Origin of the sequence: Pseudomonas sp. AM4(2022), assembly GCF_036346515.1 — a bacterium.
In the GTDB taxonomy this organism is placed as follows: domain Bacteria; phylum Pseudomonadota; class Gammaproteobacteria; order Pseudomonadales; family Pseudomonadaceae; genus Aquipseudomonas; species Aquipseudomonas paracarnis.
Genome location: NZ_JAOTNW010000003.1, coordinates 167,395 through 190,832, shown reverse-complemented (window position 1 = coordinate 190,832; position 23,438 = coordinate 167,395). Strand labels below are relative to the sequence as shown.

The 23,438-nt window shown below is 59.0% G+C and carries 27 protein-coding genes, 1 tRNA gene and 1 pseudogene; 19 read left to right on the top strand and 10 right to left on the bottom strand.

Annotated features, from left to right (window positions below; genetic code table 11):
- The first annotated feature begins 156 nt into the window (after nt 1-156).
- The 6 genes from ODQ19_RS05605 (at nt 157) to ODQ19_RS05580 (ending at nt 6,662) form a co-directional block, all read left to right on the top strand.
- Nucleotides 157-1,449, top strand: coding sequence for an OprD family porin (locus ODQ19_RS05605; protein WP_330209527.1), 1,293 nt, complete (start codon nt 157-159; stop codon nt 1,447-1,449).
- 26 nt (nt 1,450-1,475) lie between these two features.
- Nucleotides 1,476-2,465, top strand: a complete 990-nt coding sequence (locus ODQ19_RS05600) for a Bug family tripartite tricarboxylate transporter substrate binding protein (RefSeq protein WP_165861635.1) — start codon at nt 1,476-1,478, stop codon at nt 2,463-2,465.
- Between the two features lie 147 nt (nt 2,466-2,612).
- Complete coding sequence (locus ODQ19_RS05595; protein WP_116666884.1) at nt 2,613-3,071, top strand: tripartite tricarboxylate transporter TctB family protein; 459 nt, start codon at nt 2,613-2,615, stop codon at nt 3,069-3,071.
- 1 nt (nt 3,072) lies between these two features.
- Nucleotides 3,073-4,587: a tripartite tricarboxylate transporter permease gene (locus tag ODQ19_RS05590; protein WP_330209526.1), complete on the top strand. Its 1,515-nt coding sequence runs from the start codon at nt 3,073-3,075 to the stop codon at nt 4,585-4,587.
- Nucleotides 4,580-5,608 (top strand): AbrB family transcriptional regulator, encoded by a 1,029-nt coding sequence (locus ODQ19_RS05585; RefSeq protein WP_330209525.1) that lies wholly within the window; start codon nt 4,580-4,582, stop codon nt 5,606-5,608. Before ODQ19_RS05590 ends, ODQ19_RS05585 begins: the two co-directional genes overlap by 8 nt.
- A gap of 121 nt (nt 5,609-5,729) precedes the next feature.
- The gene (locus ODQ19_RS05580; RefSeq protein WP_330209524.1) at nt 5,730-6,662 is read left to right on the top strand and encodes a YncE family protein; all 933 of its coding nucleotides are present in this window, start codon (nt 5,730-5,732) and stop codon (nt 6,660-6,662) included.
- 15 nt (nt 6,663-6,677) lie between these two features.
- Here the strand turns inward: ODQ19_RS05580 and ung are convergent, their stop codons facing one another.
- Nucleotides 6,678-7,370 carry a uracil-DNA glycosylase gene (gene ung, locus ODQ19_RS05575; RefSeq protein WP_124369947.1) on the bottom strand — a complete coding sequence of 231 codons (693 nt, stop codon included), beginning with the start codon at nt 7,368-7,370 and terminating at the stop codon, nt 6,678-6,680.
- A 136-nt stretch (nt 7,371-7,506) separates the two neighbouring features.
- Here ung and ODQ19_RS05570 point away from each other — a divergent pair, with 136 nt between their 5' ends.
- Nucleotides 7,507-8,619, top strand: a complete 1,113-nt coding sequence (locus tag ODQ19_RS05570; RefSeq protein ID WP_330209523.1) for an enoyl-CoA hydratase/isomerase family protein — start codon at nt 7,507-7,509, stop codon at nt 8,617-8,619.
- Here ODQ19_RS05570 and ODQ19_RS05565 read toward each other — a convergent pair.
- Nucleotides 8,605-9,057, bottom strand: coding sequence for a DUF3757 domain-containing protein (locus ODQ19_RS05565; protein WP_330209522.1), 453 nt, complete (start codon nt 9,055-9,057; stop codon nt 8,605-8,607). The genes ODQ19_RS05570 and ODQ19_RS05565 overlap by 15 nt on opposite strands.
- A 157-nt stretch (nt 9,058-9,214) precedes the next feature.
- A complete protein-coding gene (locus tag ODQ19_RS05560; RefSeq protein ID WP_019818497.1) occupies nt 9,215-9,574 on the bottom strand; it encodes a hypothetical protein in 360 nt (119 codons plus the stop codon).
- Between the two features lie 67 nt (nt 9,575-9,641).
- Between ODQ19_RS05560 and ODQ19_RS05555 the strand changes: the two genes are divergently transcribed.
- The 8 genes and pseudogenes from ODQ19_RS05555 (at nt 9,642) to ODQ19_RS05520 (ending at nt 13,417) form a co-directional block, all read left to right on the top strand.
- Nucleotides 9,642-9,809, top strand: coding sequence for a hypothetical protein (locus ODQ19_RS05555; RefSeq protein ID WP_330209521.1), 168 nt, complete (start codon nt 9,642-9,644; stop codon nt 9,807-9,809).
- Between the two features lie 8 nt (nt 9,810-9,817).
- The gene (locus tag ODQ19_RS05550) at nt 9,818-10,030 is read left to right on the top strand and encodes a cysteine-rich CWC family protein (RefSeq protein WP_330209520.1); all 213 of its coding nucleotides are present in this window, start codon (nt 9,818-9,820) and stop codon (nt 10,028-10,030) included.
- Nucleotides 10,020-10,712, top strand: coding sequence for a pseudouridine synthase (locus ODQ19_RS05545; RefSeq protein ID WP_330209519.1), 693 nt, complete (start codon nt 10,020-10,022; stop codon nt 10,710-10,712). The genes ODQ19_RS05550 and ODQ19_RS05545 overlap by 11 nt, the downstream gene beginning before the upstream one ends.
- Before the next feature lie 305 nt (nt 10,713-11,017).
- Entirely contained in the window at nt 11,018-11,902 is an 885-nt protein-coding gene (locus tag ODQ19_RS05540) for an alpha/beta fold hydrolase (protein ID WP_330209518.1), read from the top strand.
- A gap of 113 nt (nt 11,903-12,015) precedes the next feature.
- Nucleotides 12,016-12,089 (top strand) — tRNA-Gly (locus tag ODQ19_RS05535).
- A 181-nt stretch (nt 12,090-12,270) separates the two neighbouring features.
- Nucleotides 12,271-12,399, top strand: a pseudogene (locus tag ODQ19_RS05530) (type II toxin-antitoxin system HicB family antitoxin); the annotation flags it as partial.
- Between the two features lie 79 nt (nt 12,400-12,478).
- Nucleotides 12,479-12,817 (top strand): hypothetical protein, encoded by a 339-nt coding sequence (locus tag ODQ19_RS05525; RefSeq protein ID WP_442962726.1) that lies wholly within the window; start codon nt 12,479-12,481, stop codon nt 12,815-12,817.
- 99 nt (nt 12,818-12,916) lie between these two features.
- Entirely contained in the window at nt 12,917-13,417 is a 501-nt protein-coding gene (locus ODQ19_RS05520; RefSeq protein ID WP_330209517.1) for a methylated-DNA--[protein]-cysteine S-methyltransferase, read from the top strand.
- On the opposite strand, the gene ODQ19_RS05515 is transcribed toward ODQ19_RS05520, so the two are convergent.
- The 5 genes from ODQ19_RS05515 to ODQ19_RS05495 all read right to left on the bottom strand — a co-directional run bounded on the left by ODQ19_RS05515 (nt 13,418) and on the right by ODQ19_RS05495 (nt 17,044).
- Nucleotides 13,418-14,200, bottom strand: coding sequence for a GNAT family N-acetyltransferase (locus ODQ19_RS05515; protein WP_330209516.1), 783 nt, complete (start codon nt 14,198-14,200; stop codon nt 13,418-13,420).
- A 158-nt stretch (nt 14,201-14,358) separates the two neighbouring features.
- Nucleotides 14,359-14,886, bottom strand: coding sequence for a DUF4142 domain-containing protein (locus tag ODQ19_RS05510; protein WP_003189402.1), 528 nt, complete (start codon nt 14,884-14,886; stop codon nt 14,359-14,361).
- A 119-nt stretch (nt 14,887-15,005) separates the two neighbouring features.
- Nucleotides 15,006-15,647 (bottom strand): LysE family translocator, encoded by a 642-nt coding sequence (locus tag ODQ19_RS05505; protein WP_330209515.1) that lies wholly within the window; start codon nt 15,645-15,647, stop codon nt 15,006-15,008.
- A 47-nt stretch (nt 15,648-15,694) separates the two neighbouring features.
- Entirely contained in the window at nt 15,695-16,111 is a 417-nt protein-coding gene (gene fos, locus ODQ19_RS05500; protein ID WP_019818507.1) for a fosfomycin resistance glutathione transferase, read from the bottom strand.
- Between the two features lie 15 nt (nt 16,112-16,126).
- On the bottom strand, nt 16,127-17,044 hold the full coding sequence (locus tag ODQ19_RS05495) for a LysR family transcriptional regulator (protein WP_442962725.1): 918 nt from the start codon (nt 17,042-17,044) through the stop codon (nt 16,127-16,129).
- Nucleotides 17,045-17,121: 77 nt separating this feature from the next.
- On the opposite strand from ODQ19_RS05495, the gene ODQ19_RS05490 reads away from it, so the two are divergent.
- Nucleotides 17,122-17,598 (top strand): DMT family transporter, encoded by a 477-nt coding sequence (locus tag ODQ19_RS05490; protein ID WP_116666901.1) that lies wholly within the window; start codon nt 17,122-17,124, stop codon nt 17,596-17,598.
- Here ODQ19_RS05490 and ODQ19_RS05485 read toward each other — a convergent pair.
- The gene (locus ODQ19_RS05485) at nt 17,570-18,244 is read right to left on the bottom strand and encodes an NAD(P)H-binding protein (RefSeq protein WP_330209513.1); all 675 of its coding nucleotides are present in this window, start codon (nt 18,242-18,244) and stop codon (nt 17,570-17,572) included. The two genes, ODQ19_RS05490 and ODQ19_RS05485, sit on opposite strands and share 29 nt — an antisense overlap.
- Before the next feature lie 328 nt (nt 18,245-18,572).
- Here ODQ19_RS05485 and ODQ19_RS05480 point away from each other — a divergent pair, with 328 nt between their 5' ends.
- Complete coding sequence (locus ODQ19_RS05480; RefSeq protein WP_330209512.1) at nt 18,573-19,826, top strand: aminotransferase class I/II-fold pyridoxal phosphate-dependent enzyme; 1,254 nt, start codon at nt 18,573-18,575, stop codon at nt 19,824-19,826.
- A gap of 104 nt (nt 19,827-19,930) precedes the next feature.
- A complete protein-coding gene (locus ODQ19_RS05475; protein ID WP_330209511.1) occupies nt 19,931-21,115 on the top strand; it encodes an MFS transporter in 1,185 nt (394 codons plus the stop codon).
- On the opposite strand, the gene yiaY is transcribed toward ODQ19_RS05475, so the two are convergent.
- On the bottom strand, nt 21,082-22,230 hold the full coding sequence (gene yiaY / locus ODQ19_RS05470) for an L-threonine dehydrogenase (protein WP_330209510.1): 1,149 nt from the start codon (nt 22,228-22,230) through the stop codon (nt 21,082-21,084). The two genes, ODQ19_RS05475 and yiaY, sit on opposite strands and share 34 nt — an antisense overlap.
- A gap of 123 nt (nt 22,231-22,353) precedes the next feature.
- On the opposite strand from yiaY, the gene ODQ19_RS05465 reads away from it, so the two are divergent.
- Nucleotides 22,354-23,370 carry a DUF4917 family protein gene (locus ODQ19_RS05465; protein ID WP_116666906.1) on the top strand — a complete coding sequence of 339 codons (1,017 nt, stop codon included), beginning with the start codon at nt 22,354-22,356 and terminating at the stop codon, nt 23,368-23,370.
- The last annotated feature ends 68 nt before the right edge of the window (nt 23,371-23,438 follow it).

Here is a 23,438-nt window from a genome sequence, read left to right as displayed (position 1 = left end):
GAAAACATTGAAAGGCGATTGAAAGGTTAGTGAAAGCTTCGCCCCTTAGCATCCAACCACGGTGGTCTATGCCCGCCCAGTTGCCTGACCCGTAGCGCCCGAAAAACGCCTCGAAGCGTTTTCGCCAAAATAAGAACAATAACGGAGTACACCACGATGCTGTCGACCCAGCCACAGGCTTGCCCGCCTGTTCGCTCTTCCCGCCTGACCCACACCGCCCTCGCCAGTGCCGCTGCCCTTGCCGGCTTTTCGCCGCTCAGCCAGGCTGCCTTCTTCGAAGACAGTAGCGCGACCCTGGAAACCCGCAACATGTACTTCAACCGCGACTTTCGCGACGGTACCAGTGCGCAGCAATCCAAGCGCGACGAATGGGCTCAGGGCTTCATGCTCAACGTGCAATCGGGCTACACCGACGGCACCGTCGGCTTTGGCGTGGATGCACTGGGCATGCTCGGCGTCAAGCTCGACTCCAGCCCCGACCGCACCGGCACCGGCCTGCTGCCGACCCACGATGACGGCCGCGCCGCCAACGAGTACTCCAAGCTGGGCCTGACCGGCAAAGTGAAAATCTCGGCGACTGAGCTTAAGATCGGCTCGCTGATCCCAGAACTGCCGATCCTCAAGCCCAACGACGGGCGCATCCTGCCACAGACCTTCAACGGTGGCTTGATCACCTCCAAGGAATTCAAGAACCTGGTGTTCACCGGTGGCCGCCTGGACAAAGCCAAGGACCGCGACGCCACCCACTACGAAGACATCGCGCTCAATAACAAGAACAGCCGCTTCCTCAGCGGAGCCACCGGCAAGCACTTCAACTTCGGTGGCGTCGACTACAAGTTTGCCGACAAGATCACCGGCAGCTACCACTTTGCCCAACTCGACGACGTCTACCGCCAGCACTTCCTCGGGATGGTCGCATCACGCCCGATGGGCCCTGGCACCTTCGCCGCCGACCTGCGCCTGGCGATCAGCGATGACACCGGCTCGGCCCGCGGCGGAAATATCGACAACCAGTCCCTCAACGGCCTGTTCAGCTATGCCCTCAATGGCCATAAGCTCAGCGCCGGCTACCAGCACATGTCCGGCGACAGCGCCTTCCCGTATGTGGATGGCAGTGACCCGTACCTGGTCAACTTCGTACAGATCAACGATTTTGCCGGCGCCGAAGAACGCTCCTGGCAGGCACGTTACGACTACGATTTCGCCAAGCTGGGCATTCCGGGCTTGAGTTTCATGAGCCGTTACCTCTCGGGTGACAACATCAAGCTCAAGAACGGCGAGACCGGCAAGGAGTGGGAACGCAACAGCGAGATCAAGTACGTGGTGCAAAGCGGCACGTTCAAAGATGTGGCCGTGCGCCTGCGTAACGCCACCTATCGTTCCAACTATTCGGCCCGTGATGCGGATGAAATGCGCTTGCTGGTCAGCTATAGCGTCGCTCTTTGGTAGTACCCCTCATAACAAAAACGATGGAGATCGCCATGACCCTTTCACTGCGTAAATTTGCCCTCGCCGCCGGCTGCATGCTGTTCGCCGGCCAACTGCTGGCCGCCGACGAACCCAAGCGTCCGGAATGCATCGCCCCGGCCTCCCCTGGCGGCGGTTTTGACCTGACCTGCAAGCTGGCGCAAAGCGCGCTGGTCAACCAGAAACTGCTGAGCAAGCCGATGCGTGTGACCTACATGCCCGGCGGCGTGGGCGCGGTAGCCTACAACGCGGTCGTCGCCCAGCGCCCTGCGGATGCCGGCACGTTGGTCGCCTGGTCGAGCGGTTCGTTGCTGAACCTGGCCCAGGGCAAGTTCGGCCGTTTTGATGAAAGCGCCGTGCGCTGGCTGGCGGCGGTAGGCACCAGCTACGGTGCCATCGCAGTGAAAAACGATTCACCCTACAAGACCCTCGACGATCTCGTAAAAGCCTTGAAGAAAGATCCGGGCAGCGTAGTGATAGGTTCCGGCGGCACCGTCGGCAGCCAGGACTGGATGCAAACCGCGCTGATCGCCAAGGCTGCCGGGATCAACCCGCGTGAACTGCGTTATGTGGCCCTTGAAGGCGGCGGTGAAATCGCTACCGCCCTGCTCGGCGGTCATATCCAGGTAGGTAGTACCGACATCTCCGACTCCATGCCGCATATCCTCAGCGGTGACATGCGCCTGCTGGCGGTGTTCTCCGAGAAACGCCTGGACGAGCCGGAAATGAAGGACATCCCCACCGCCAAGGAGCAAGGCTACGACATCGTATGGCCCGTGGTACGCGGCTTCTACCTGGGGCCAAAAGTCAGTGATACCGACTACGCCTGGTGGAAAGACGCCTTCGACAAGCTGCTGGCCTCCGATGAGTTCGCCAAGCTGCGTGACCAGCGCGAGCTGTTCCCGTTTGCCATGACCGGCCCGGAGCTGGACACCTACGTGAAGAAACAGGTGGCTGACTACAAAGTGCTGGCCAAAGAGTTCGGCCTGATCCAGTAATCGCCCCTCTTTTGTGTAATGCCCCTGTAGGAGCGAGCTTGCTCGCGAAGACCCCAAGGACATCCACGTGCGTCCAGACAGCACGCGTTATCGTTGAAGTTTTTCGCGAGCAAGCTCGCTCCTACAAGAGGGGCCTTGGAGTTTTCTATGCTCTTACAACGCATTTTCGCCGCCGTGCTGTTGCTGGCCTGCGCCGGCCTGGCCCTGATGGCCTGGCCCTATCAGGCGGCGTTTTCCTACGAGCCGGTCGGCCCGCGAGCCTACCCGTTGCTGATGCTCGGGCTGATGAGCCTGGCGCTGATCTACATGCTGTTTCGCCCGCAACCGACCAAGCACACCGAAGAAGAACCGGCGCTGGACCGCGAAACCCTGGTCAAGATCGGCATTTGCGTCGCGCTGTTACTCGTGTTCGCCGCCACCTTCGAATCCCTGGGGTTCATCCTCAGCAGCATGTTGATCGGCATTCCAATGGCGCGCCTGTATGGCGGCCGCTGGATGCCCAGCGTGGTGATCGTCGGCCTGATGGCTATCGGCTTGTACCTGCTGTTCGATAAAGCCATGGATGTGCCGTTGCCCCTCGGCCTGCTCGACGTTCTGGAGAACTGATATGGATACTTTTGGTTATTTGGGCCAGGGTTTCGGCGTCGCGCTGAGCCCGTACAACCTGGTGACCGCGCTGTGCGGCACCTTGATCGGCACCGTGGTGGGCCTGCTGCCGGGTCTGGGCCCGATCAACGGCGTGGCGCTTTTGATCCCCATCGCATTCGCCTTGGGCCTGCCGCCGGAGTCAGCGTTGATACTGCTCGCAGCGGTGTACCTGGGTTGCGAATACGGCGGCCGCATCAGCTCGATCCTGCTCAACATCCCCGGCGAAGCGTCCACCGTGATGACTACCCTCGACGGTTACCCGATGGCCCGCAAAGGCCTGGCTGGCGTAGCGCTGTCGTTGTCGGCATGGAGTTCGTTCATCGGTGCGTTTATCGCTACCTGCGGCATGGTGCTGTTTGCCCCACTGCTGGCCAAGTGGGCGATTGCCTTCGGCCCGGCGGAGTATTTCGTACTGATGGTGTTCGCGATTGTGTGCCTGGGCGGCATGGCCGGAGACAAACCGCTGAAGACCTTCGTGGCGGCGCTGATCGGGCTGTTCCTCTCGGCAGTGGGCATCGACGCCAACAGCGGCGTGTATCGCTTTACCGGAGATAACATCCACCTCACCGATGGCATCCAGTTTGTGGTGCTGGTGCTGGGCCTGTTCTCCATCAGCGAGATCCTGTTGCTGCTGGAAAAAACCCATCGCGGCCAGGAAGCAGTCAAGGCCACCGGACGCATGATGTTCAACCTGAAGGAAGCCGGTGCGGTGTTCGTGGTTAACATCCGTTGCGGCCTGCTCGGATTCATCATGGGCGTGTTGCCGGGTGCCGGTGCAACACTGGCTTCGGCCGTTGCCTACATGACCGAAAAACGCATGGCCGGTGCCAGCGGCAAGTTCGGCCAGGGCGATATGCGCGGTCTGGCGGCACCGGAAACCGCCATTGGGGCGTCCGCCTGTGGCGCGTTGGTGCCGATGCTGACGCTCGGCGTGCCAGGTTCGGGCACCACGGCGGTGATGATCGGCGCCCTGTCGCTGTACAACATCACCCCCGGCCCATTGCTGTTCCAACAGCAACCGGACATCGTCTGGGGCCTGATCGCATCGTTGTTCATTGCCAACATCATGCTGGTGATCCTCAACATCCCGATGATCCGTATCTTCACCCGTATCCTCGCCGTGCCGAACTGGGCACTGGTGCCGGTGATCGCGATCATTACCGCGATTGGTGTGTATGCGGTGCATGCCACCACCTTCGACCTGTTCCTGATGGTCGGCATCGGCATCTTCGGCTACATCCTGCGCAAGCTGGATTTCCCTCTGTCGCCGGTATTGCTGGGCTTTATCCTCGGCGGTCTGATGGAACAGAACCTGCGTCGCGCATTGTCGATTTCCAATGGCGCGCTGGAGATCCTGTGGTCCAGCCCGATCACCTTCGGTGTGTGGGTACTGACCGCCATCATGCTGTTCGTGCCATTGCTGCGTATCTGGCGCAAGCGCTCCTTGCAGCGCCGTGCCGTAGCCGATGTCTGAAGTCACCTTTAAACATTGGTGGGGAACACCGCTGGTCGGGCTGGCCGGCGGTTACCTGGCCAGCCTGGTTGGCTGGCCTTTGCCGTACATGGTCGGCTCGTTGCTGCCGATCATCCTGGTGCGTTGTCTCACGCCCTGGCAGTTGGCAGAGATTCCCGGCGGGCGCAAATGCGGCCAATGGGTGGTGGGCATCGGCATTGGCTTGCACTTCACCCCGCTGGTGATCGAGCAGGTGATGAGCCACTTCGGCCTGATCTTTTTCGGTGCTCTGGTCACCAGTTTGTCGAGCGTGGTCGGCGTGTGGTTGATGCGCCGCAGTGGGGAAGACCGCGCCACGGCGTTTTTCTCCAGCATGCCGGGCGGTTCCGGGGAGATGGTCAACCTCGGCGCCCGCAATGGCGCAATACTTAGCCGAGTGGCGGCAGGGCAAAGCCTGCGTGTGCTGGTGGTGGTGCTGTGTGTGCCGGCGATCTTCAAGTATTTGCTGGGTGGCGGTACACCGCAGTTTCACCCGGCGCCTGTGGACTGGACGTGGCTGGCCCTGTTGTTTCCGATAGGTGCGCTGGTTGCCTGGGGCTGGCAGCGTTTGCGCCAACCCAACCCGTGGCTGTTCGGGCCTTTACTGGTGAGTGCCATCGCCAGCGTGACCTGGGATCTACACATTGGCCTGCCCGACGGCGGCAGCCAGATAGGCCAATGGCTGATCGGCAGCGGTTTGGGCTGCCACTTCAATCGGCAGTTCTTCCGTAGCGCTCCGGCGTTCATGGGCCGCACCTTGATTGGCACCGCCTTGACCATGGCGCTCGCCACGTTGGCGGCGGTAGGGTTGAGTGCGCTGACGCACCTGGACCTGCGCTCACTGACGTTGGGCATGATGCCCGGCGGCATTGCCGAGATGAGCCTGACGGCAGAGACCCTGCAATTATCGGTGCCGTTGGTGACGGCAATGCAGGTGATGCGTCTGCTGTTTGTGCTGTTTTTGGCAGAGCCGTTGTTCAGGCACTGGAACCGCCAATCTTAACTCTGGAAATGGCCCCTCAGGGGCCACGACCGTTTGTCTGAACTGGCAATCTTCACAGCTAGCCAAGCTCACCTTATCAGACCTTCCATGGAGCGACTTCCCTCTGAGGAGCGCAATCGTGGTGACCCCAAGCGAAACAACGCTCGAAAACGAAAATGAAGAGCCCGCCGCAATCGTCAATACGATTACCGTCCATGGTTCCCCCAATCGCCTTGTACTCAATGGGGATGGAACGCGTCTGTATGTCGCAAGCTCCACATTGCCACAAGGCATTACTGTCATCGACACAGCGAACTTTAGCGTTCTGAGGACAATCACCACCGTGGGATCGCCCATTTGGCTGGCCATGCACCCCACGGCCCCGCGCCTTTACGCCAGCGATAACAGCCAGGCCAGCGATACGCCGATCACAGTGATAGACACCTTGACCGATACCGTCAGTGATCAGATCAGGGGGTTTACCACCCTCAATGGCTTGGCGTTGAACTCTACCGGAGCACGCTTATACGTCGCTGACCACGCCGCCTCGGAAGTGGTGGTGATCGATACCGCCAATCATCAGCGAATCGCCACCACCCCAGTGCGTTACCCTCGAGAGATCGCGATAGCACCCGGCAACGCCCGTTTACACCTTGCCTCGGATTTGGATGGGTGGACCAGCATCCACCTGGGGACCAACAGGGTTGTGACCCAAACCAATACCGTTGCCGGTCAACCTACCTCCATTGCTCATGCTCGCTTCAACGCACGTGTCTACATCACCTACCAGGACCGTGGTGAGGTCTTTATCGGCAATACCTCCGCCGCACAGGTCAGTACCATACTGGACGGTTTGCTAGGCCCCTATCAGGTGGCATTTCATACGATGCTCGAATTCGCCTACATCACGGAAACCGATGGCGATCGCGTGAGTATCCTCCACACCCGCACACAAACCGTAACCGACACCCTCACAGGCTTCAACAAACCGCGGGGTATCGTCGTGACACCCAACGGCCGAACCGCCTACGTGGCCAATATCGGCAATAGCACAGTGTCGCAAGTCCGTCTGTAGCCATGGTCGTCCGGTTCAGAGTGGCGGCAGCCGCCACTCGATCGGTGCCTCGCCATTCTGTTCAAGAAACTTGTTAGCCCGGCTGAAATGCCCGCAGCCCAGAAACCCGCGATACGCCGACAACGGCGACGGATGCACCGACGTCAGCACCAGATGCTTGGTGGCATCGATGAGCTTCTGCTTGCTTTGAGCATGAGCGCCCCACAGCAGGAACACCAGGTGCGGCTGATGCTCGCTGACTACCTCGATAATCCGATCGGTGAAGAACTGCCAGCCCTTGCCCGCATGGGCGTTGGCGTTGGCGCGCTCCACGGTCATGGTGGTGTTGAGCATCAGCACGCCCTGATCGGCCCAGCTTTGCAGGTAGCCGTGGTTGGGGATGTCGATGTTCAGGTCGCGCTTGAGCTCTTTATAGATATTGACCAGCGACGGCGGCGCCGGCACGCCCGGTTGCACCGAGAAACACAGGCCATGGGCCTGGCCAGGGCCGTGGTAAGGGTCCTGGCCGAGGATCACGACCTTGACCTTGTCCAGCGGTGTTGAATTGAGCGCGTTGAAAATCAATGGGCCGGGCGGGTAGATCTCTTTGCCAGCGGCATGTTCCTGGCGCAGAAACTCGCGCAGTTGCGCCATGTAGGGCTTCTCGAACTCATCGCGCAGGGCGTGTTTCCAGCTGGGTTCGAGTTTGATACGGTCGCCATCGGTCATAGTTGAATTGTCTTGTAAAAAAGAATGAGGCGAACCCTAGGAAAGCCGACCCCGCTTGTCAATTGATCTGACACAGCACCGGCACTTTCCCACGAAGGGATCATACTCATCCTTCACCTTCTCGATTGAGGTCACGATGAACCTGCATTTCGAAGAACTGACCGGCAGTGGCGGCGCTCGCATCGGCATCGCCAGCCTGGACGCGCCAAAGTCCCTTAACGCCCTCTCCCTGCCGATGATTCTGGCCCTGGATGAGCGCATGGAGGCCTGGGCCAAAGACCCGCAGATCGTCTGCGTGCTGCTGCGCGGCAACGGTCCCAAAGCTTTTTGCGCCGGTGGCGAAGTGCGCAGCCTGGCTCAGGCTTGCCGTGAACAGCCCGGCGAAGTTCCGGCCCTGGCCGCGCAGTTTTTTGCCGCTGAATATCGTCTTGACTACCGCCTGCACACCTACCCAAAGCCGTTGATCTGCTGGGGCCACGGTTATGTCTTGGGCGGTGGCATGGGCCTGTTGCAAAGCGCCGCCGTGCGTATCGTCACACCAAGCAGTCGTTTGGCCATGCCCGAGATCAGCATTGGCTTGTACCCGGATGTGGGTGCCAGTTGGTTCCTGTCCCGCCTGCCGGGCAAGCTCGGCCTGTTCCTGGGCCTCACCGGTGCCCATATCAACGGCCGCGACGCATTGGACTTGGGCTTGGCCGATCGCTTCCTGCGCGATGAGCAGCAAGACGAATTGCTTGATGGCCTGCTGCAGCTGAACTGGCAGGAACAGAGCGCGATGCAACTCAACAGCTTGCTCAAGGCCCTGGCGCAGGAGGCGATCAGCGATCAACCCGACGCGCAATGGCTACCACGCCGCACTCAGATCGACGAATGGCTGGATGTAGGAGATGTACGGTGTGCCTGGCGCGCCTTGAACCTGCTGCGCGACCACAGCGACCCGCTATTGAGCCGGGCCGGAAAAACCCTCAGTGAGGGCTGCCCGCTGACGGCGCATCTGGTGTGGGAACAGCTCCAGCGCGCCCGCCACCTGTCCCTGGCCCAGGTGTTCCAGATGGAATACACCCTGAGCCTCAACTGCTGCCGTCATCCGGAATTCGCCGAAGGGGTTCGGGCACGCCTGATCGACAAAGACCAGGCGCCTCATTGGCACTGGCCGGATATCAACACACTTCCGGAAGCGGTGGTGCAAGCGCACTTTGACAAGGCCTGGGAAGGTAGAAATCCGCTGGCAGATTTATCTGACTACTGACAGGTCTGTACGTTTGTCGTTGACCTTGAACGCGCAATTGTCCGGTTGGCTGTCCACGCACGTATACACCGGCAACTCGAACGCATCGGGCTGCAGCTTCCAATACAAGGAGCTGGTCAACGACATGTTGATAATCTCATTGCCCCTGCTTGGCCTCAACGCTACTACCCCGTTCCAGCTGGTGCGGTAGATGCACTTGTCCACGTAGCCGTTTCCTCTCTCCTCGCCGTCGCCCGGCATGAAGACTGCGCCAATGAACCCGTCGACAACACCACCCGACGCTACCTTCGGACTTTGCCAGCGCAGGCCGTTGTCCTGGGCGCGATAATGGCCGTCGGCGTACACGATCTGCGTCGTATAAGGACAGCCCTGCTCCGCTCTTGCCGATGCAATGAAGCCGCTCATCAGCAGGAGTACGCAAATCAATTGTTTGAACATAGGGATTCCATCTGCTCAGTCTCACCACGCAAAAGCACAAGGCTTCTCGTTAGTGAAGTACAGCTAGCGCCTCAAAGATAGCTGTTAAATCTGACAGTACGGACATACGGTACCCATAAAAAACGGCGCATGATGCGCCGCTTGTTTTTCAAGATATTTAACGGTGACCGCCGCGACCACCTCCGTGGTCGGAACCGCGTCCACGCCCGCCATTGCCCCAGCGGTCGCCCCACCCCTGGTTTGGGTAGGGCCGGTAGCCGGCGCGAGGGTAATAGCGCGGGGCCGGTTGGTAGTAGCGCGGCGCCGAATAGTAGCGAGGCTGTGGCGCATAGTAGCGAGGCGCTGGCGCGTAATAGCTGCGCCCAGAAGGGTAATAACGCGGGCCGCCGTAGTAATAGGCTGGCGCCGGTGCGGTGTAAACCTCGGAGCGATAGTAGGTAGCGCCTCCATCGTAATAGGGCACGCAGGCTGAAAGGGTCAGGCCGAGCAAAGCGATGAGCAGCAGTCGTCGATACATGGCGGCCTCCTGGACCGCGGAAGAGCTCCTCCAGCGACGCTGGCGAGCGGCATTCAGCTTTCACTGAATGACGAAATATCTGACATCAAAAACCGAATCTGGTGCGTTCGCGACACAAGTGGAAACATCTGTTTCAGACGAAGTGAAAGCCCGCCAAAACGCCATGATGATGGAATGCCGCGCAGCCGCGCTGTATCGTGCAACAACTAACGCGCCCTACCCGATTCCCTTCTGAACCGACCCATGACCACACCGACCCTTTGCCCCGCCTGTGGTGCCCGCAACGACTGCTCCCTGGCCGATCCGCGCACTGCCGATCACGCCTGCTGGTGCTACGGCGTCATCATCGACCCGGCGGTGCTTGAAGCCCTGCCGGATGAGTTGCGTAATAAAGCCTGCCTGTGCCCACGCTGCGCCCAGGTGGAAGAACAGTTGCGTAACCGTAATGCGCGTTGATCGCTTCCTCAGCAACCTGCCACAGTTCAATCGCAAGCAAGTGCGCCTGTTGCTGGTGGAGCGCCGGGTAACCGTCGAGGGTGTTGCCGTCAGCGATCCGCACCATGACGTACGTGAATTCAGCCAGGTCTGCGTTGACGGTGAAATTCTGCAAGCGGGCAAACCGGCGCGCTATTTCATGCTGCACAAACCCCGGGGTTGCGTCAGCGCCACGTCGGACCCGCAACACTCCACGGTCCTGGACCTGCTGCACGAACCGGACAAAGCCGACCTGCATATCGCCGGGCGCCTGGATTTCAACACTACCGGCCTGATGCTGATCACCAACGATGGCCAATGGTCACGGCGCCTCACGCAACCACAGACCAAGTTGCCCAAGGTGTACCACGTGCAAACCGAACAGGACATCGGCCCGCAGTATGCGATGACGTTCGCGGCAGGGGTGTATTTCGCTTTTGAAGATCTCACTACCCAACCTGCCGAACTTGAACGGCTGGGCCCAAGAACGGCCCGGTTGAGCATCGTCGAAGGCCGCTATCACCAGGTGAAGCGCATGTTCGGGCATTTTGATAACAAGGTAATCGGCCTGCACCGCGAGCGAATGGGCCCCTTGGTGCTGGATGCCTCGCTTGCGCCGGGTCAGTACCGGCCACTGACTGACGACGAGATCCGACTAATCTGACGACCGTTCAGCCGGTGATGGCAAAAAACCAATCGCTTACCTTGCGACCTGCCTTCGGTGCTGCTTGAATCAAGGCTTCAGCCAGATGATGACTGATGAGTCGCACTATAACCTCCAAGAAACACCTTGCCTCGCCCGCGCCTGATCCACGGGCCTTCCCGGCAAACCGCCCGTCATAACAACACCCGCCGGCCAGCCGTCATCGGACCGACATGGGCCCTCATTTTCCAGGCGTATGCCTACCTGTCATAAAGCTCGTGCAGAGTGATCTGCGCGCACTACCCGCTTGCCAGGAGTCTTACGACATGAGGCCAGAAATCGCTGTGCTGGATATACAGGGTCAGTATCGGGTGTACACGGAGTTCTATCGCGCGGACGCGGCGGCAAAGACCATCGTCCTGGTCAACGGCTCCATGGCGACCACGGCGTCCTTCGCTCAAACCGTGAAAAGCCTGTACCCGCAATTCAATGTGGTGTTGTACGACCAGCCCTACGCTGGCCGTTCCAAAATCCATAACCGTCATGAGCAGATGCTGACCAAGGAAGTCGAAGGCCAGATCCTCCTGGAACTGCTCGACCACTTTGCCGCTGAACATGTGCTGTCCTTCTCCTGGGGCGGCGCCGCTACGTTGGTCGCCCTTGCACACCGGCCCCGTAGGGTAGAAAAAGCCGTGATCAGCTCATTCTCGCCGGTAATCAATGCGCCGATGCGCGACTACCTCGAACGAGGCGTCGACTACCTGGGCAACCTCGACCGCGACCGCGTCGGCCATCTGGTCAACAGCACTATCGGCAAGCACCTGCCTTCGCTGTTCAAACGCTTCAACTACCGCCATGTCAGCAGCCTGGCCGCACACGAATACGGGCAGATGCACTTTCACATCAGCCACGTGCTCAACAGCGACCGGCAGTGCTACCTCAAGGCAGCCAGGCAGATCGATATTCCGGTGCTGTTCTTGAACGGCGAGTGGGACGAATACACCAGTGCAGACGACGCCAAGCTGTTTGGCCAGCATGTGGCCAAGAGCAGCTTCAGCACCATCCAGGCAACGGGGCATTTCCTGGACATGGAACATAAAGCCGCGTGCCGCGATAGCCGTGAGGCCGTGGTGGGCTTCTTGAAAGGGCAGCGGCCCGCCAGCCCGTTGCGGTATAGCCAGGGCCAGGCGCAGCATGCGTGGGCGCTTTGAGATCAAGCCTGACACTGTGGCGAGCATGCTCCCTCGCCACACGCAACTCTCACATTTTTCAAAGAAAAACTTCAAATCCAGCCGAACATCTGGTACAAAGTCAGCCGCTCTGAGCGGGTATAGTTTAATGGTAGAACAGTAGCTTCCCAAGCTTCCGACGAGGGTTCGATTCCCTCTACCCGCTCCACTCAGATTTGCGCTGGCGTCAGGAAGGTTCTGACGCAGGATGCACAAAAAACCGGTCCTTGGTGACCGGTTTTTTATGGCAAAAATTTGGTCTCCAGCGCTCATCTGCTGCTCGGCAGTCGAGCCTGAGGGCGTGAAGCACCTCGTAATACCTCCAAGCGGCGCCATTTCTGCGCCCTATACTCAACATTGCCCTACCCGGCTATCTGCTGAATGGCATCGATGAATACGTGTTGAATCATCCGCAGGAAAAAAGCCGCTCGGGATTCCTGGCGTCCGCAGCGCTTAAGGTGTTGCAACAGGAGCGGTAGTCACGCCTAAGCAAAGTCTTACGGCAAGGCCGGCAACACCTCGCGATGATGTAGGCTCATCGGCCCAGAGCTCGGAAACATGGCAATGCTGGACACCCAAAAAACCACACCCAAAATCATCCTGCGCCAAGTAGCCGGCTGGGTGTTGGTTTTGCCACTGCTGGCCTCGTTTGTAAGGCTGCCCTTTCCTCTCGGACTACTCTTAGCAATGGGCGTGATTGTCGCGTCGGCTTACGGGGTGAAACTGGCCTGGCGTCATGCGAGCCGGCGCGTGGCTGTATTGGCTTTGATTATCACCCTGCTCAATATCATTTCGGCGTTCATGCTAAGTACAGCATCGGTGCTGAAAGCGCTCTATATAATCTCGTGGCTCTACTGGTACCCCTATTATTCCAATTGGATTTACTGGAATTTCTAGACGGACGATAAATTTGACCGCAAGAAACGTAGTTTCCAAACCTGCCGCGGGGACTACAGTGGCGTCGTCCCCCTTCACGCCCCTTCAAGGAGCCTGCCGATGACTTATCACTACAAGCTCATGCCTTCCCCCGTCGGTGAGCTCACCCTGGTGGCGCGCGATGGCAAACTCAGCGCCATCCTCTGGGAAGTAGAACGCGCCAATCGCGTACGCCTGGGTGAATTGATCGAGGCCAACGACAGCCCGGTGCTGCGAGAAACCGAACGCCAACTGAAGGAGTACTTTGCCGGAACGCGTAACCAGTTCGAACTGGAGCTGGACTTCGCCGGCACTGACTTCCAGAAGCAGGTCTGGCAGGCACTGCTGACCATTCCCTTCGGCGAAACCCGCAGCTACAGCCAGATCGCAGAGCAGATCGGCAACCCCAAAGCCGTGCGCGCAGTCGGTGCCGCAAATGGGCGCAATCCGATCTCGATCATTGCACCTTGCCACCGAGTGGTGGGGGCTTCGGGCGGGCTGACCGGGTTCGCCGGAGGGCTTGAAGCCAAGCAGTACCTATTGACGCTTGAGGATCGCAGCCAGGTAAAAATGGCGTTCTGATTACGGGCCAGCAAGCGCCCCGCGGGTAAATGCCTGGTAGTCGAATAAACGCTCGAAACCCAGCTTTTGATACAGTGAAAGGGCGCCCACCGATGCCTCCAGAAAGCATCGGCGGGCGCCCAGGCTTACAGCGTGAAGCAGGGCTACTTGAATCAAGCGCGTGGCGTAGCCTCTTCCACCAAAACCGCTGAGCGTGCCGACATCATTCAGCCGGGCCTCGTCCTCGCAGAGCGACAACGTCAGCGAACCTCTCACCTGCCCCTCGGCGGACAAGGTGAAGTGGTAAAGGGTTTCATCAGCGTCGAGGGCCCGCTGGTGACGAGCCTGATAATGCACAGCAATATCGGTCTGCATCGAGTACGCGCTACGCATTGGAACGGCCCACTCATTCAAATTGCGCGTCAGCTTGATCTGCACATCTTCCTCGCTTATCGCTGGAGCAAAGCGCGACAGCTCGAGGACCATCGCCGTGGTCTGTTCGGCAGGCTGGAAACCGAAGCCCGTGAGTACCTCGCATAACCCAACCACCCTTTGCTCATGAACCACGATGCGTATGTCGAGCGAGAGGCGGCGGATCAAGTCCAGCGGTGCAGCCATTGTTTCATCCAACGCTGCGCTGCCCACACGAACAAATAACAGATCGCACGAACCCGCATGTTCATCCGTGAAGTAAGCGTTGATATCAGCGCTGTAACGACGATGCAACGGGCAGATTGCGGCAAAATAATGGTGTTCGGTCAGGTGGTAACGTGTGGGCAGATCGCAGGCGGCGTCGACGTTCATTGGAAGGCGTCCAGGTAAAAACCCAGTGTTGCGCGCGCCACGCTGTGAAGCCGTAGGCTCGCTCCTAAAAACACCGCAGAAAAACCCACAATGCAGCTCACATGAAAAACGGCGGTTGGATCCTCTCCAACCACCGTTTTTCATGTCAGGCAGCGGCCTCAGCCGTCGCCTTGATGGCCCTTGCCGTAAGTCGAGGCCAGCGCCCGGGCTTTTTGCAGGCGCTCTTCAAGCTTGGGCAGCGTCTCATCCACCAGTGCTTTTATCTCTGGCACATCCGACGCCGCGCCTTCTTTCTGGAACAGGGCGATGGCATCTTCGTTCTCCTTGACCTGCTGCGCGGTATAGGCAGCGTCAAACGAATCGCCGTCCTTGAGTTCAGGCATCAGGGTTTCGGCCTTATCAACGATCTTCTCCCGTGGGGCCACTGGCAAATCAAGCTTCTTGGCGATCGCCGCCAAGTGCTGGTTGGCCAGAGTGCGCTCGTTGATGACCTCAATGGTGTAGTCCTTGATTTCCTGGGACGATGTCTTGGCGTGGGCCATGCGACTAGTTTCGATATCGGCCATGCCTTTGGCCGAAGCCTGCTCGATGAATTCTGCAGGCGACTGGGCGAAAGCATTGCTGGCGCCGAGGCCCAGCAGCATCGCGAAACTGGCGGTGCGTAACCGGATAGCCATGCGGCTCATGATGGGTTCCTCCAGGGCAAAAATAGGCGCGGGAGCATACACCCCGCCCTGAATTCGAATTTTCAGGGCGATAAAGGTTTAGAAAAAACTTACCTGCGCGACGAACGGTCGTCGTCGCCTCAGACCGCTTTGCTGCCGAACAGGCCCGGCAATGCGTGCGCCAGGGCATTGAGGGCGAAGCCGATAAACATCACGCCGCAGAGTTTGGTGATCAGGATTTCATGGCGTTGATACAGCGTGCGCACCCGTTGGGCACCCACCACGCCGATCAGGATCGCGTAGGCCAGCAGGCCACCGATAAAGCTCAGCAGAATCAACGTCGGCAGCATCGACCAAGTCAACAACTCGGCCCGGCTGGACAACAACGCGGTGAACGTCGCCACGGCGACCGGGTAGGCCTTGGGGTTGGTCAAGCCAAACAGAATACCGTGCCAGAACGGATGGCGCGCCGCGCCCTGAGGGGCATCGCTGTTGCGGCGTTGGGTGCGGATCGCACGCCAGCCGAGCCAGAACAAATACGCCCCGCTGAGTACGCCGAGCACATCAAAGGCACTGCTGCCGACTTCCCGCGCACCGACGATGGCAATGAGCGCCGTGCTGCACCACACCACATCGCCGAGCAAATGACCGCACAAGAATCCTGCCCCGGCACGCCGGCCACGGGCCGCACCGATGCCGAATACGGCCAGGACACCGGGGCCTGGGGTAATGCCGTAGATAAAACCCGAAGCCAGCACGGCGAGCAGCAAGGATGGGGTCATGGATAGACGCTCCGACAGACGCTAAAAGGTGACTGATTCTGCATGTTTCAGCGCGGTGGGTAAAACTTCATTCCAGCATAGGGCTGGGCACGACAGGCTTGCAGCCGCGAGGCCAGATCGCCGACATGAACCTCCAGCTTATGGCCGTCGGGATCGAGAAAATAAAACGATGCGCCTTCGCTGCGGTTGTCTCGCCACTCCTGTACACCGGCAGCGCGCAGGTGTTCGACCAAGGGAGTGAAATCAGCAGCATCAACAGTGAAGGCATAGTGGGTGTAATCCACCGCCGGAGCAGTCGAGCGCAACGGGTCCAGCGACAGGCACAGCCAAAGCCCAGGCAGTGAGAGGTAGGCACCGTTGTCCCAGGTTGCGTCGAGCTGCAGGCGCAGCAGGTCGTGATAGAAACTGACGCTGCGCGGCACATCGGTGACGGCCAGGGTCAGGTGGTTGAAACCGCTGAGCATCTAGGTGTTCTCGCGTTATCGTTGGTCTGCGGACAATACACCCACCACCCTGCCAATCAACCACTGCAACCCCACATCCCCACCCCGCCGCGTATGCCAGGCCAGCTCAAAGGCAAACGACGGAATATGAAACGGCGGTGGCACGGCCAGCAATTGCCGAGCGTCGATATTCATCAACCCACGGGACGACACCGTCAAAATCAGGTCCGTGCCCTGGATCAACTGCGGCGCCACACCCCAGTGCGGCAGGCTGATCGCCACGTGGCGGCGTTCACGAATGGCCGTCAGTGCCCGTTCGATTTCCGGCGTGCCGCTGCCGCGCATCTCCAGCAGTACATGGGGGCGCGACAGATAGGCCGGCAGGTCCAGCACCCCGCTGGGCGCCAGGCTGTCGCGGTCGACCAGGCAGGTGTAATGCTCTTCGAACAGCGGCGTAGTCCGCAGTTCGGCGGGCATGTCGGGGAATACGCCCGCAGCCAGGTCGAGGTCGCCATTGAGCACACCATCGACCATGCCTTCGCGGCTGGCCTGGATGATCTGCAAGTCGATGCCGGGTGCTTCATGGCGTAGGACGCGAACCAGGCCGGGAAGGAATATCGCGGCGCTGTAGTCAGACATCGCCACGCGAAAGCGGCGCTTGGCCGAGGCGGGATCAAAACGATTCGGCGCCAGTAATGCCTGCACCTGGGCCAGGGCTTCGGTCAATGGCGCCGCCAATTCCAGGGCGCGCGGGGTTGGCACTAATGTGCCGCCCTGACGCATCAGCAGCGGGTCGCCCAGCGTATCACGCAGCCGCGCCAACGCATGGCTGACCGCCGGCTGGCTCAGGTGCAGGCGCTCGGCGGCGCGGGTGACGTGTTGCTCGCTGAGCAAGGCGTCGAGGATCACCAGCAGGTTCAGGTCGATGCGGCGCAGATCATTCATCAGCTGCATGCTCGGCATAATAATTTTGAATTTAAATTTGCGCGACGAATACCCTAGAGTCCAGCAAAACCTTTGGGAGCGTCGAGATGACTGTGTTGCATTGGGTAGGTTTGTTAGCGCTGGCGGTGTTCGCCGGCGCGGTGGTGCCGTTTCAGAGTGCGATCAACGCCAACCTCGGGCGCGGGCTCGGCCATCCCTTGTGGGCCACCCTGGCGTCGTTGCTGGTGAGCATCATCGTGCTGCTGCCGGTGATTGTAGCGCTGCGTTTACCCCTGCCGAGCCAGGCCTTTATCAGCAAGGCACCCTTGTGGATGTGGGCAGGCGGGGCGTTTGGCGTGTGTTTCATTTCATTGGCGTTGATGCTGCTGCCCAAGCTCGGCGCGTCAGGCTTTATTGCGTTGGCCATGGCCGGGCAGATTCTCGCATCGTTGTTGCTGGACCACTTCGGCCTGTTCGGCCTGGTGGAACGTCAGTTGACAACCTCCCGGGTGTTGGGCGCGTTACTGCTGATCAGCGGCGTTGCGTTGATTCAGTTCAGCGGCGCTCAGCCGCCAGGCGATTGATCTGCGCCTGCTCCACCACCGGCTGCGGCGCGCCCTGACTGGCCGCCTGCAACATCGCACGGCCAACGGTCTCGGTGCTCACCACCCAATCCGGCTTCAACCGCCGTGCAAACGAGAGCAAAGGCCCGAGTACGCTATAGAAAGATTGATACAAAGGCGTCTTCGAACGCACACCGTGCAACGGCTGGATGATCCCCGGACGGAACAGATACACCGCCTTGAACGGCAAGCGCAGCAAGGCATTTTCGGTCTTGCCCTTGACCCGCGCCCACATCGACTTGCCGGCTTCGGAACTGTCCGTGCCGGCGCCGGATACATAGATAAAGGTCATCTGCGGATTGAGCCGTGCCAGGGTGCTGGCCGCCACGAGGGTCAGGTCATAGGTGAGGTGGGTATAGCGCGCCTCCTTCATGCCCGCCGACGAAACGCCGAGGCAAAAGAAACACGCATCAAAACCCTGCAGCAAGTTTTCCAGGGGTTGGAAATCCAGCATGTCGTTGTGCAACACCTGATGCAGCTTGCCGTGCTCCTGGGTCAAGGGCGTGCGACCGACGGCCACCACTTCCTGCACATCGGCCGCCAGCAGGCACTCGCGCAGCACACCCTGGCCCACCATGCCGGTGGCGCCGAATAACAGAACTCTCATCAAATATTCCTTCATCCCACTGACTTGGCGAGTCGATAGACGAGCCTCTTGAAGGCCACCGGCACATCCGCCCTGCACGCCGGCACCTTACTCAATTCACTGACGCACAACCCCATTAAATCGCATGATATCCCCCCTTCAGGTCCATTGACACACCAGGGCATTGTAGGCAGCTATTCGAATGAAATTACTGTGCCATCCTAAAAAGTAGGAATATACCTACACGAAATACTCCACCCGGACTATCGCGCATAGGAATCGTCTGACTTATCGAATCAAAATTTTCCCGATAGTGTTTTCCAGCCCCCCCCCAAAGGACGATAGAGAAATGGAAAACTCATCACTCACACACAAATTCTCAAATTACAAAAAACTCATAGCATTGGCCGAACCGGACTGGCACTCGGCAAAGAGCGGGCGAATATGCGAACTCAATGTCACCGTCAAAAACAATAATTACCTGACAGATCAATATGGGCGTGACCTCCATCACTTCTGCACGACCTCATACCTTGGACTCGATCACCATCCGGCCATAATAGAAGGGGCAATGCAGGGAATAAGGGAAGCCAAAACCCTGCGAATCGCAAACTCAAAAAACCGTTGCAAACTGGAAATACTCGAACGATACGAGCTAGAACTATCGGATCACTTTAACTCCATTTGTTTAAGCACATTGTCTTGCAGTGCTGCCAGCTCTGGACTGCTCCCTCTGCTCGCGAGCGGAGCCTTTACTCATAATTGCCCGCCTACGATGGTATTCGACAAGCACTCGCACTACTCCATGAATCACATCAAAGCGTCCTGCGCTGATGAGACTGAAGTAGTGACCGCCCCCCACAACGATCTCTCTTTCATTGAAGACTTATGCAAAACCCGCAAATGCGTCGCGTATATAGCTGACGGCATATACAGCATGGGCGGCGTTGCGGACGTTGACGGCTTACTTTACTTAAAAGCTCGTTACGGGCTATTTCTCTATATGGACGACTCGCATGCGCTGTCGGCATTCGGAGAGGGAGGACGTGGTTACATCCGGCCATTTATGCACACGCAAGACGATCAGACCTTAATAGTCGCGTCCTTAGGAAAGTCTTTCGGTGCTAGCGGTGGGTTGATCATGTTTGGCAGCGAACGACAAAAAAGTTTAATGTACCGCTATGGTGGCCCAAGCAATTGGTCGCAAAGTCTGAACTCAGCAGCTATTGGCGCTGGGCTGGCCTCGCTAAAAATACACCAGACTGAAGAGTTATACGAGCTTCAAGAAAAACTTCAATTCAACATCAAACTATTTGACACGCTAATACATACAGAGCAGCACGGCACACAGACGGCCATACGTTTAATTAACTGTGGAGAAGCTGAAAAAGCCAATGAGCTCGCCACCCGACTTTCGGACGCTGGTTTTTTTACATCTGCTGTATTTTTCCCGGTAGTGCCAAAAGGAAGAGCAGGCGTACGCATAACGCTTCGAGCAGATATGAGCCCTACAACGATAAAATCATTTTGCTCACAGCTAACCCAACTAATCACGTTCTCAAAGACCAGCCTCAGCTTGCACTCCCAGTCAGAAGCTACCTAATGGGCCGTTCATTAATGGCCACGATTACTGAAACGGATTGAAAACGGTGTAAACGATGCCGAGCTAGCAGTTTCCTCCTTACTTAGGATATAGGACGACTTGTATTGAAAAGCAATATCGCTCTCCCCCTCGCCTGTAGCGCTGCCTTCCTCGCTCAAGCCGGTATCAGCAGCTATCTGCCCGCAGTCCCAGCAATCGCGCAAGCTTTAGCCGTCGAAAAGCATGTCGCTCTGGCTCTAACGGTGTACCTGGTGGGCATGGCCTTGCCAATGCTGCTGTGGGGTAGCCTGGCTGAGCGATTTGGCAGAAAACCGGTGTTACTTGCAGCCTTGGCGGTGTATGCCCTGGCGAGTGCGACGATTCCATCAGCGTTCAACATTGAGTCATTTCTAGCCTTACGCCTGCTTCAGGGCTTTGGGGCTGGGGGGATGTCCGTCATGGCACGGGTATTGATGCGCGACAACTTCAGCGGTGCACTGTTGGCCAAGGGGCTGTCGTGGCTGGGGATGACCTTCGTGGTCGCCCTGGGTATCGGCCAATTCGTGGGTTCGTTATTGCACATGGCGTTCGGCTGGAAGGCGATTTTCTATACGTTGGCAATCGGGGCTGTCGCTTTGATTGGGGTGTTGCAGCGGGTGGTATTTGCGACGCAAGCAAAAGCTGGCTCCTCGGTCCGCGCTTGGCGTGTTTACAACGCTATTGCGCGACATCCTCCCTTTCTGCACGCCGCACTGGCCGGCGGTTTGGGCTATGGGGTGATCATTGCATTCAATACCTGCGCACCGTTGATTTTTCAGGGAGGTTTTCAGTGGAGCGCAATGGAATACGGCTGGCTGGGTTGGCCGATCAGTGGGGCTTACCTGGCAGGTGCGTTGATGGTCAATCGCTTCGTTGCACGTACAGGTCGCTTGAGGATGATGCGTGCAGGCGTTGCATTGGTACTGCTCGGTACGGCGACCATGTTGCTTGGCAGCGTGCTTGCCAGTGGGCTCGCGGTGCTGCTGTGGTTGCCCTATTGCCTGGCGGTGCTGGGGCAGTCGATCAGTTACCCTATCAGTTTGTCGCTCGCCAATGATGAGGCTCCCATCAGCGGCTCCTACGCCATGGCCCTCAGCGGTTTTGTACATCAATGGATGGCAGCCATGATCGGCGGTGCGGCAAGCCTGCTGGTGAGCCAGCAGGCGTGGCCGCTGGCGGTGTTGTGTGTGGCGTTGGCGGGCGGCACATGCGTATGCCTTGCCCGCTGCAGCGCGGATCAAAAAGCGCTACGAAAGATCTCCTCAATCTGACGCTGGTCCGCACGCCGTGGGTTGGTCAGCCCGCAGGCATCCTTAAGCGCATTGCTGGCCAGCAATGGAATGTCCTGCAACTTAGCGCCAAGCTCACGCAACCCCGCAGGAATTTCCACGTCCTGGGACAACCGACGAATCGCCGCGATGGCAGCCTGGGCGCCCTCCTCGGCGGTGATGCCCTTGATATCCGCACCAAGGGCCCGGCCCACGTCGCTCAGGCGTTTGGCGCAGACGCTGGCGTTGAAGCTTTGTACGTGGGGCAATAACACTGCGTTGCACACGCCGTGGGGCAGGTCGTACAAGCCGCCCAATTGGTGGGCCATGGCATGCACGAACCCCAGGGAGGCATTGTTGAAGGCCATGCCGGCGAGGAACTGCGCATAGGCCATGCTCTCCCGTGCGGCCTTGTCAGTGCCGTCGCGGACCGCCAGGCGCAGGTTGGCGCTGATCAATTCGATGGCCTTGATCGCGCAGGCGTCGGTGATCGGTGTTGCGGCGGTGGACACGTAGGCTTCGATGGCGTGGGTCAGCGCATCCATGCCCGTGGCGGCGGTGAGGCCCTTGGGCATGCCGACCATCAGGGCCGGGTCGTTGACCGACAGCAACGGCGTGACATTGCGATCAACAATGGCCATTTTTACGTGGCGGCTTTCGTCGGTGATGATGCAAAAACGCGTCATCTCGCTGGCGGTACCGGCGGTGGTGTTGATGGCCACCAGCGGCAGTTGTGGCTTGCTCGACCGGTCGACGCCTTCATAGTCGCCGATACGCCCACCGTTGGTGGCGCACAGGGCGATGCCCTTGGCGCAGTCATGGGGCGAACCGCCGCCCAGGGACACGACGAAATCGCAGGCGCTCTGTTGCAGCAACGCCAGGCCTTTTTCGACGTTTTCCACATTGGGGTTGGGCTTGGCGCCGTCGTAGATCACCGAATCGATATCCTGCATCGCCAGCTTCTCGGCGATCATGCCGGCCACACCGGCTTTGGCCAGCCCGACGTCGGTCACAATCAACGCCTTGCCAAAGCCGTAGTTGCGGATGGCGGTCATCGCTTCGTCGAGGCAATCGATGCCCATGATGTTGACGGCGGGGATGAAGAACGTGCTGCTCATGATCAATCCTCAAAGGCTTTATGCCGACAGAATCAACCTGTACCGCGTGGCGCATCTTGATCAGGATCAATGCTGGCTCGTGATAAAGTCACCCCCCAGCCGATTTCGAGTAGACCCGCCGCAATGAAGGATTTCCAGGATATTGACGCCCACCTTGAAGACTGGAGTGCCCTGCGCGCTACCGTCGACTTCAGCGGGATTCTGATCGGCAACGGCGCCAGCCGCACGATTTGGGAAGACTTTGCCTACGACTCGCTGTTCGAAAACGCCCGTACTGTCGAAGAAAAACCCCTGAGCCCATCCGAACTCAGCGTGTTCGACGCCTTGCAAACCCGCAGTTTCGAGCAAGCCCTGGGCGCCTTGAAAACCACCAGCCGGGTCAACAAGGCCCTGGCGGTCAGCTCGGCGGCGCCGCGTAACCGTTACTACGCGATCAAGGAAGCGCTGATCAACACCATTCATGCCGTGCACATTCCTTGGCGTCTGGTGCAGCCGTCGACGCTGGCGACGATCAACGCGGAGCTGGCCACCTACGCCACCGTCTTCACCAGTAACTACGACTTGCTCAACTACTGGGCGACCCTGCACGCACCGGGTATCGACGACCTGTTTCGCAGCGCCGACTCAAGCTTCGACCTGCGCAATACGCGCACCGACACCCCCCGCATCCTGTACCTGCACGGCGGCCTGCACCTGGTGCGCAACCTCGACGGCACCGCGCGTAAATTGCCGTCCACCGACAGCACCCTGCTCAGCAGTTTTGCCATCAATAACACGATCAAGACCCTCGACGATGTGCCGCTGTTCGTCAGTGAAGGCAAGGTGCAGGAGAAGCTCAAAAGTATCCGCAGTTCGGATTATCTGTCGTTCTGTTATGAACAGCTGTTGAGCCATGAAGGCGCGCTGTGCATCTTCGGCCATGACTTGGGGCCGCAGGATAAACACCTGGTGGATGCTATCGGCCAGGCCAGCATCACCACCCTGGCGATCTCGGTGTCGGGGCGCAGTGATGGGTTTGTTCGTCAGCAGAAGCGGCGGTATCTGGAGCTGTTCGAGAGCAGTGGCGTAACCCTGAAGTTCTTTGCGGCGCGTACTCATCCGCTGGGCAACCCGGCATTGTCAGTCCCTGTCGAACGCTGATCAAAATGTGGGAGCTGGCTTGCCTGCGATAGCGGCGTGTCTGTTGGCCCATCTGGCACTGATACACC

Bases quoted from the DNA above. Each gene is read 5' to 3' on its own strand.
- fos (WP_019818507.1), bottom strand. From the start codon at position 16,111: ATGCTCAGCGGTTTCAACCACCTGACCCTGGCCGTCACCGATGTGCCG.
- ODQ19_RS05590 (WP_330209526.1), top strand. From the start codon at position 3,073: ATGGATACTTTTGGTTATTTGGGCCAGGGTTTCGGCGTCGCGCTGAGC.
- ODQ19_RS05605 (WP_330209527.1), top strand. From the start codon at position 157: ATGCTGTCGACCCAGCCACAGGCTTGCCCGCCTGTTCGCTCTTCCCGC.
- ODQ19_RS05520 (WP_330209517.1), top strand. From the start codon at position 12,917: ATGACTTATCACTACAAGCTCATGCCTTCCCCCGTCGGTGAGCTCACC.
- ODQ19_RS05550 (WP_330209520.1), top strand. From the start codon at position 9,818: ATGACCACACCGACCCTTTGCCCCGCCTGTGGTGCCCGCAACGACTGC.
- ODQ19_RS05595 (WP_116666884.1), top strand. From the start codon at position 2,613: ATGCTCTTACAACGCATTTTCGCCGCCGTGCTGTTGCTGGCCTGCGCC.
- ODQ19_RS05560 (WP_019818497.1), bottom strand. From the start codon at position 9,574: ATGTATCGACGACTGCTGCTCATCGCTTTGCTCGGCCTGACCCTTTCA.
- ODQ19_RS05465 (WP_116666906.1), top strand. From the start codon at position 22,354: ATGAAGGATTTCCAGGATATTGACGCCCACCTTGAAGACTGGAGTGCC.
- ODQ19_RS05505 (WP_330209515.1), bottom strand. From the start codon at position 15,647: ATGACCCCATCCTTGCTGCTCGCCGTGCTGGCTTCGGGTTTTATCTAC.
- ung (WP_124369947.1), bottom strand. From the start codon at position 7,370: ATGACCGATGGCGACCGTATCAAACTCGAACCCAGCTGGAAACACGCC.
- ODQ19_RS05540 (WP_330209518.1), top strand. From the start codon at position 11,018: ATGAGGCCAGAAATCGCTGTGCTGGATATACAGGGTCAGTATCGGGTG.
- yiaY (WP_330209510.1), bottom strand. From the start codon at position 22,230: ATGAGCAGCACGTTCTTCATCCCCGCCGTCAACATCATGGGCATCGAT.
- ODQ19_RS05565 (WP_330209522.1), bottom strand. From the start codon at position 9,057: ATGTTCAAACAATTGATTTGCGTACTCCTGCTGATGAGCGGCTTCATT.
- ODQ19_RS05490 (WP_116666901.1), top strand. From the start codon at position 17,122: ATGACTGTGTTGCATTGGGTAGGTTTGTTAGCGCTGGCGGTGTTCGCC.
- ODQ19_RS05495 (WP_442962725.1), bottom strand. From the start codon at position 17,044: ATGCAGCTGATGAATGATCTGCGCCGCATCGACCTGAACCTGCTGGTG.
- ODQ19_RS05515 (WP_330209516.1), bottom strand. From the start codon at position 14,200: ATGAACGTCGACGCCGCCTGCGATCTGCCCACACGTTACCACCTGACC.
- ODQ19_RS05480 (WP_330209512.1), top strand. From the start codon at position 18,573: ATGGAAAACTCATCACTCACACACAAATTCTCAAATTACAAAAAACTC.
- ODQ19_RS05570 (WP_330209523.1), top strand. From the start codon at position 7,507: ATGAACCTGCATTTCGAAGAACTGACCGGCAGTGGCGGCGCTCGCATC.
- ODQ19_RS05525 (WP_442962726.1), top strand. From the start codon at position 12,479: ATGGCAATGCTGGACACCCAAAAAACCACACCCAAAATCATCCTGCGC.
- ODQ19_RS05545 (WP_330209519.1), top strand. From the start codon at position 10,020: ATGCGCGTTGATCGCTTCCTCAGCAACCTGCCACAGTTCAATCGCAAG.
- ODQ19_RS05510 (WP_003189402.1), bottom strand. From the start codon at position 14,886: ATGAGCCGCATGGCTATCCGGTTACGCACCGCCAGTTTCGCGATGCTG.
- ODQ19_RS05555 (WP_330209521.1), top strand. From the start codon at position 9,642: ATGACGAAATATCTGACATCAAAAACCGAATCTGGTGCGTTCGCGACA.
- ODQ19_RS05485 (WP_330209513.1), bottom strand. From the start codon at position 18,244: ATGAGAGTTCTGTTATTCGGCGCCACCGGCATGGTGGGCCAGGGTGTG.
- ODQ19_RS05585 (WP_330209525.1), top strand. From the start codon at position 4,580: ATGTCTGAAGTCACCTTTAAACATTGGTGGGGAACACCGCTGGTCGGG.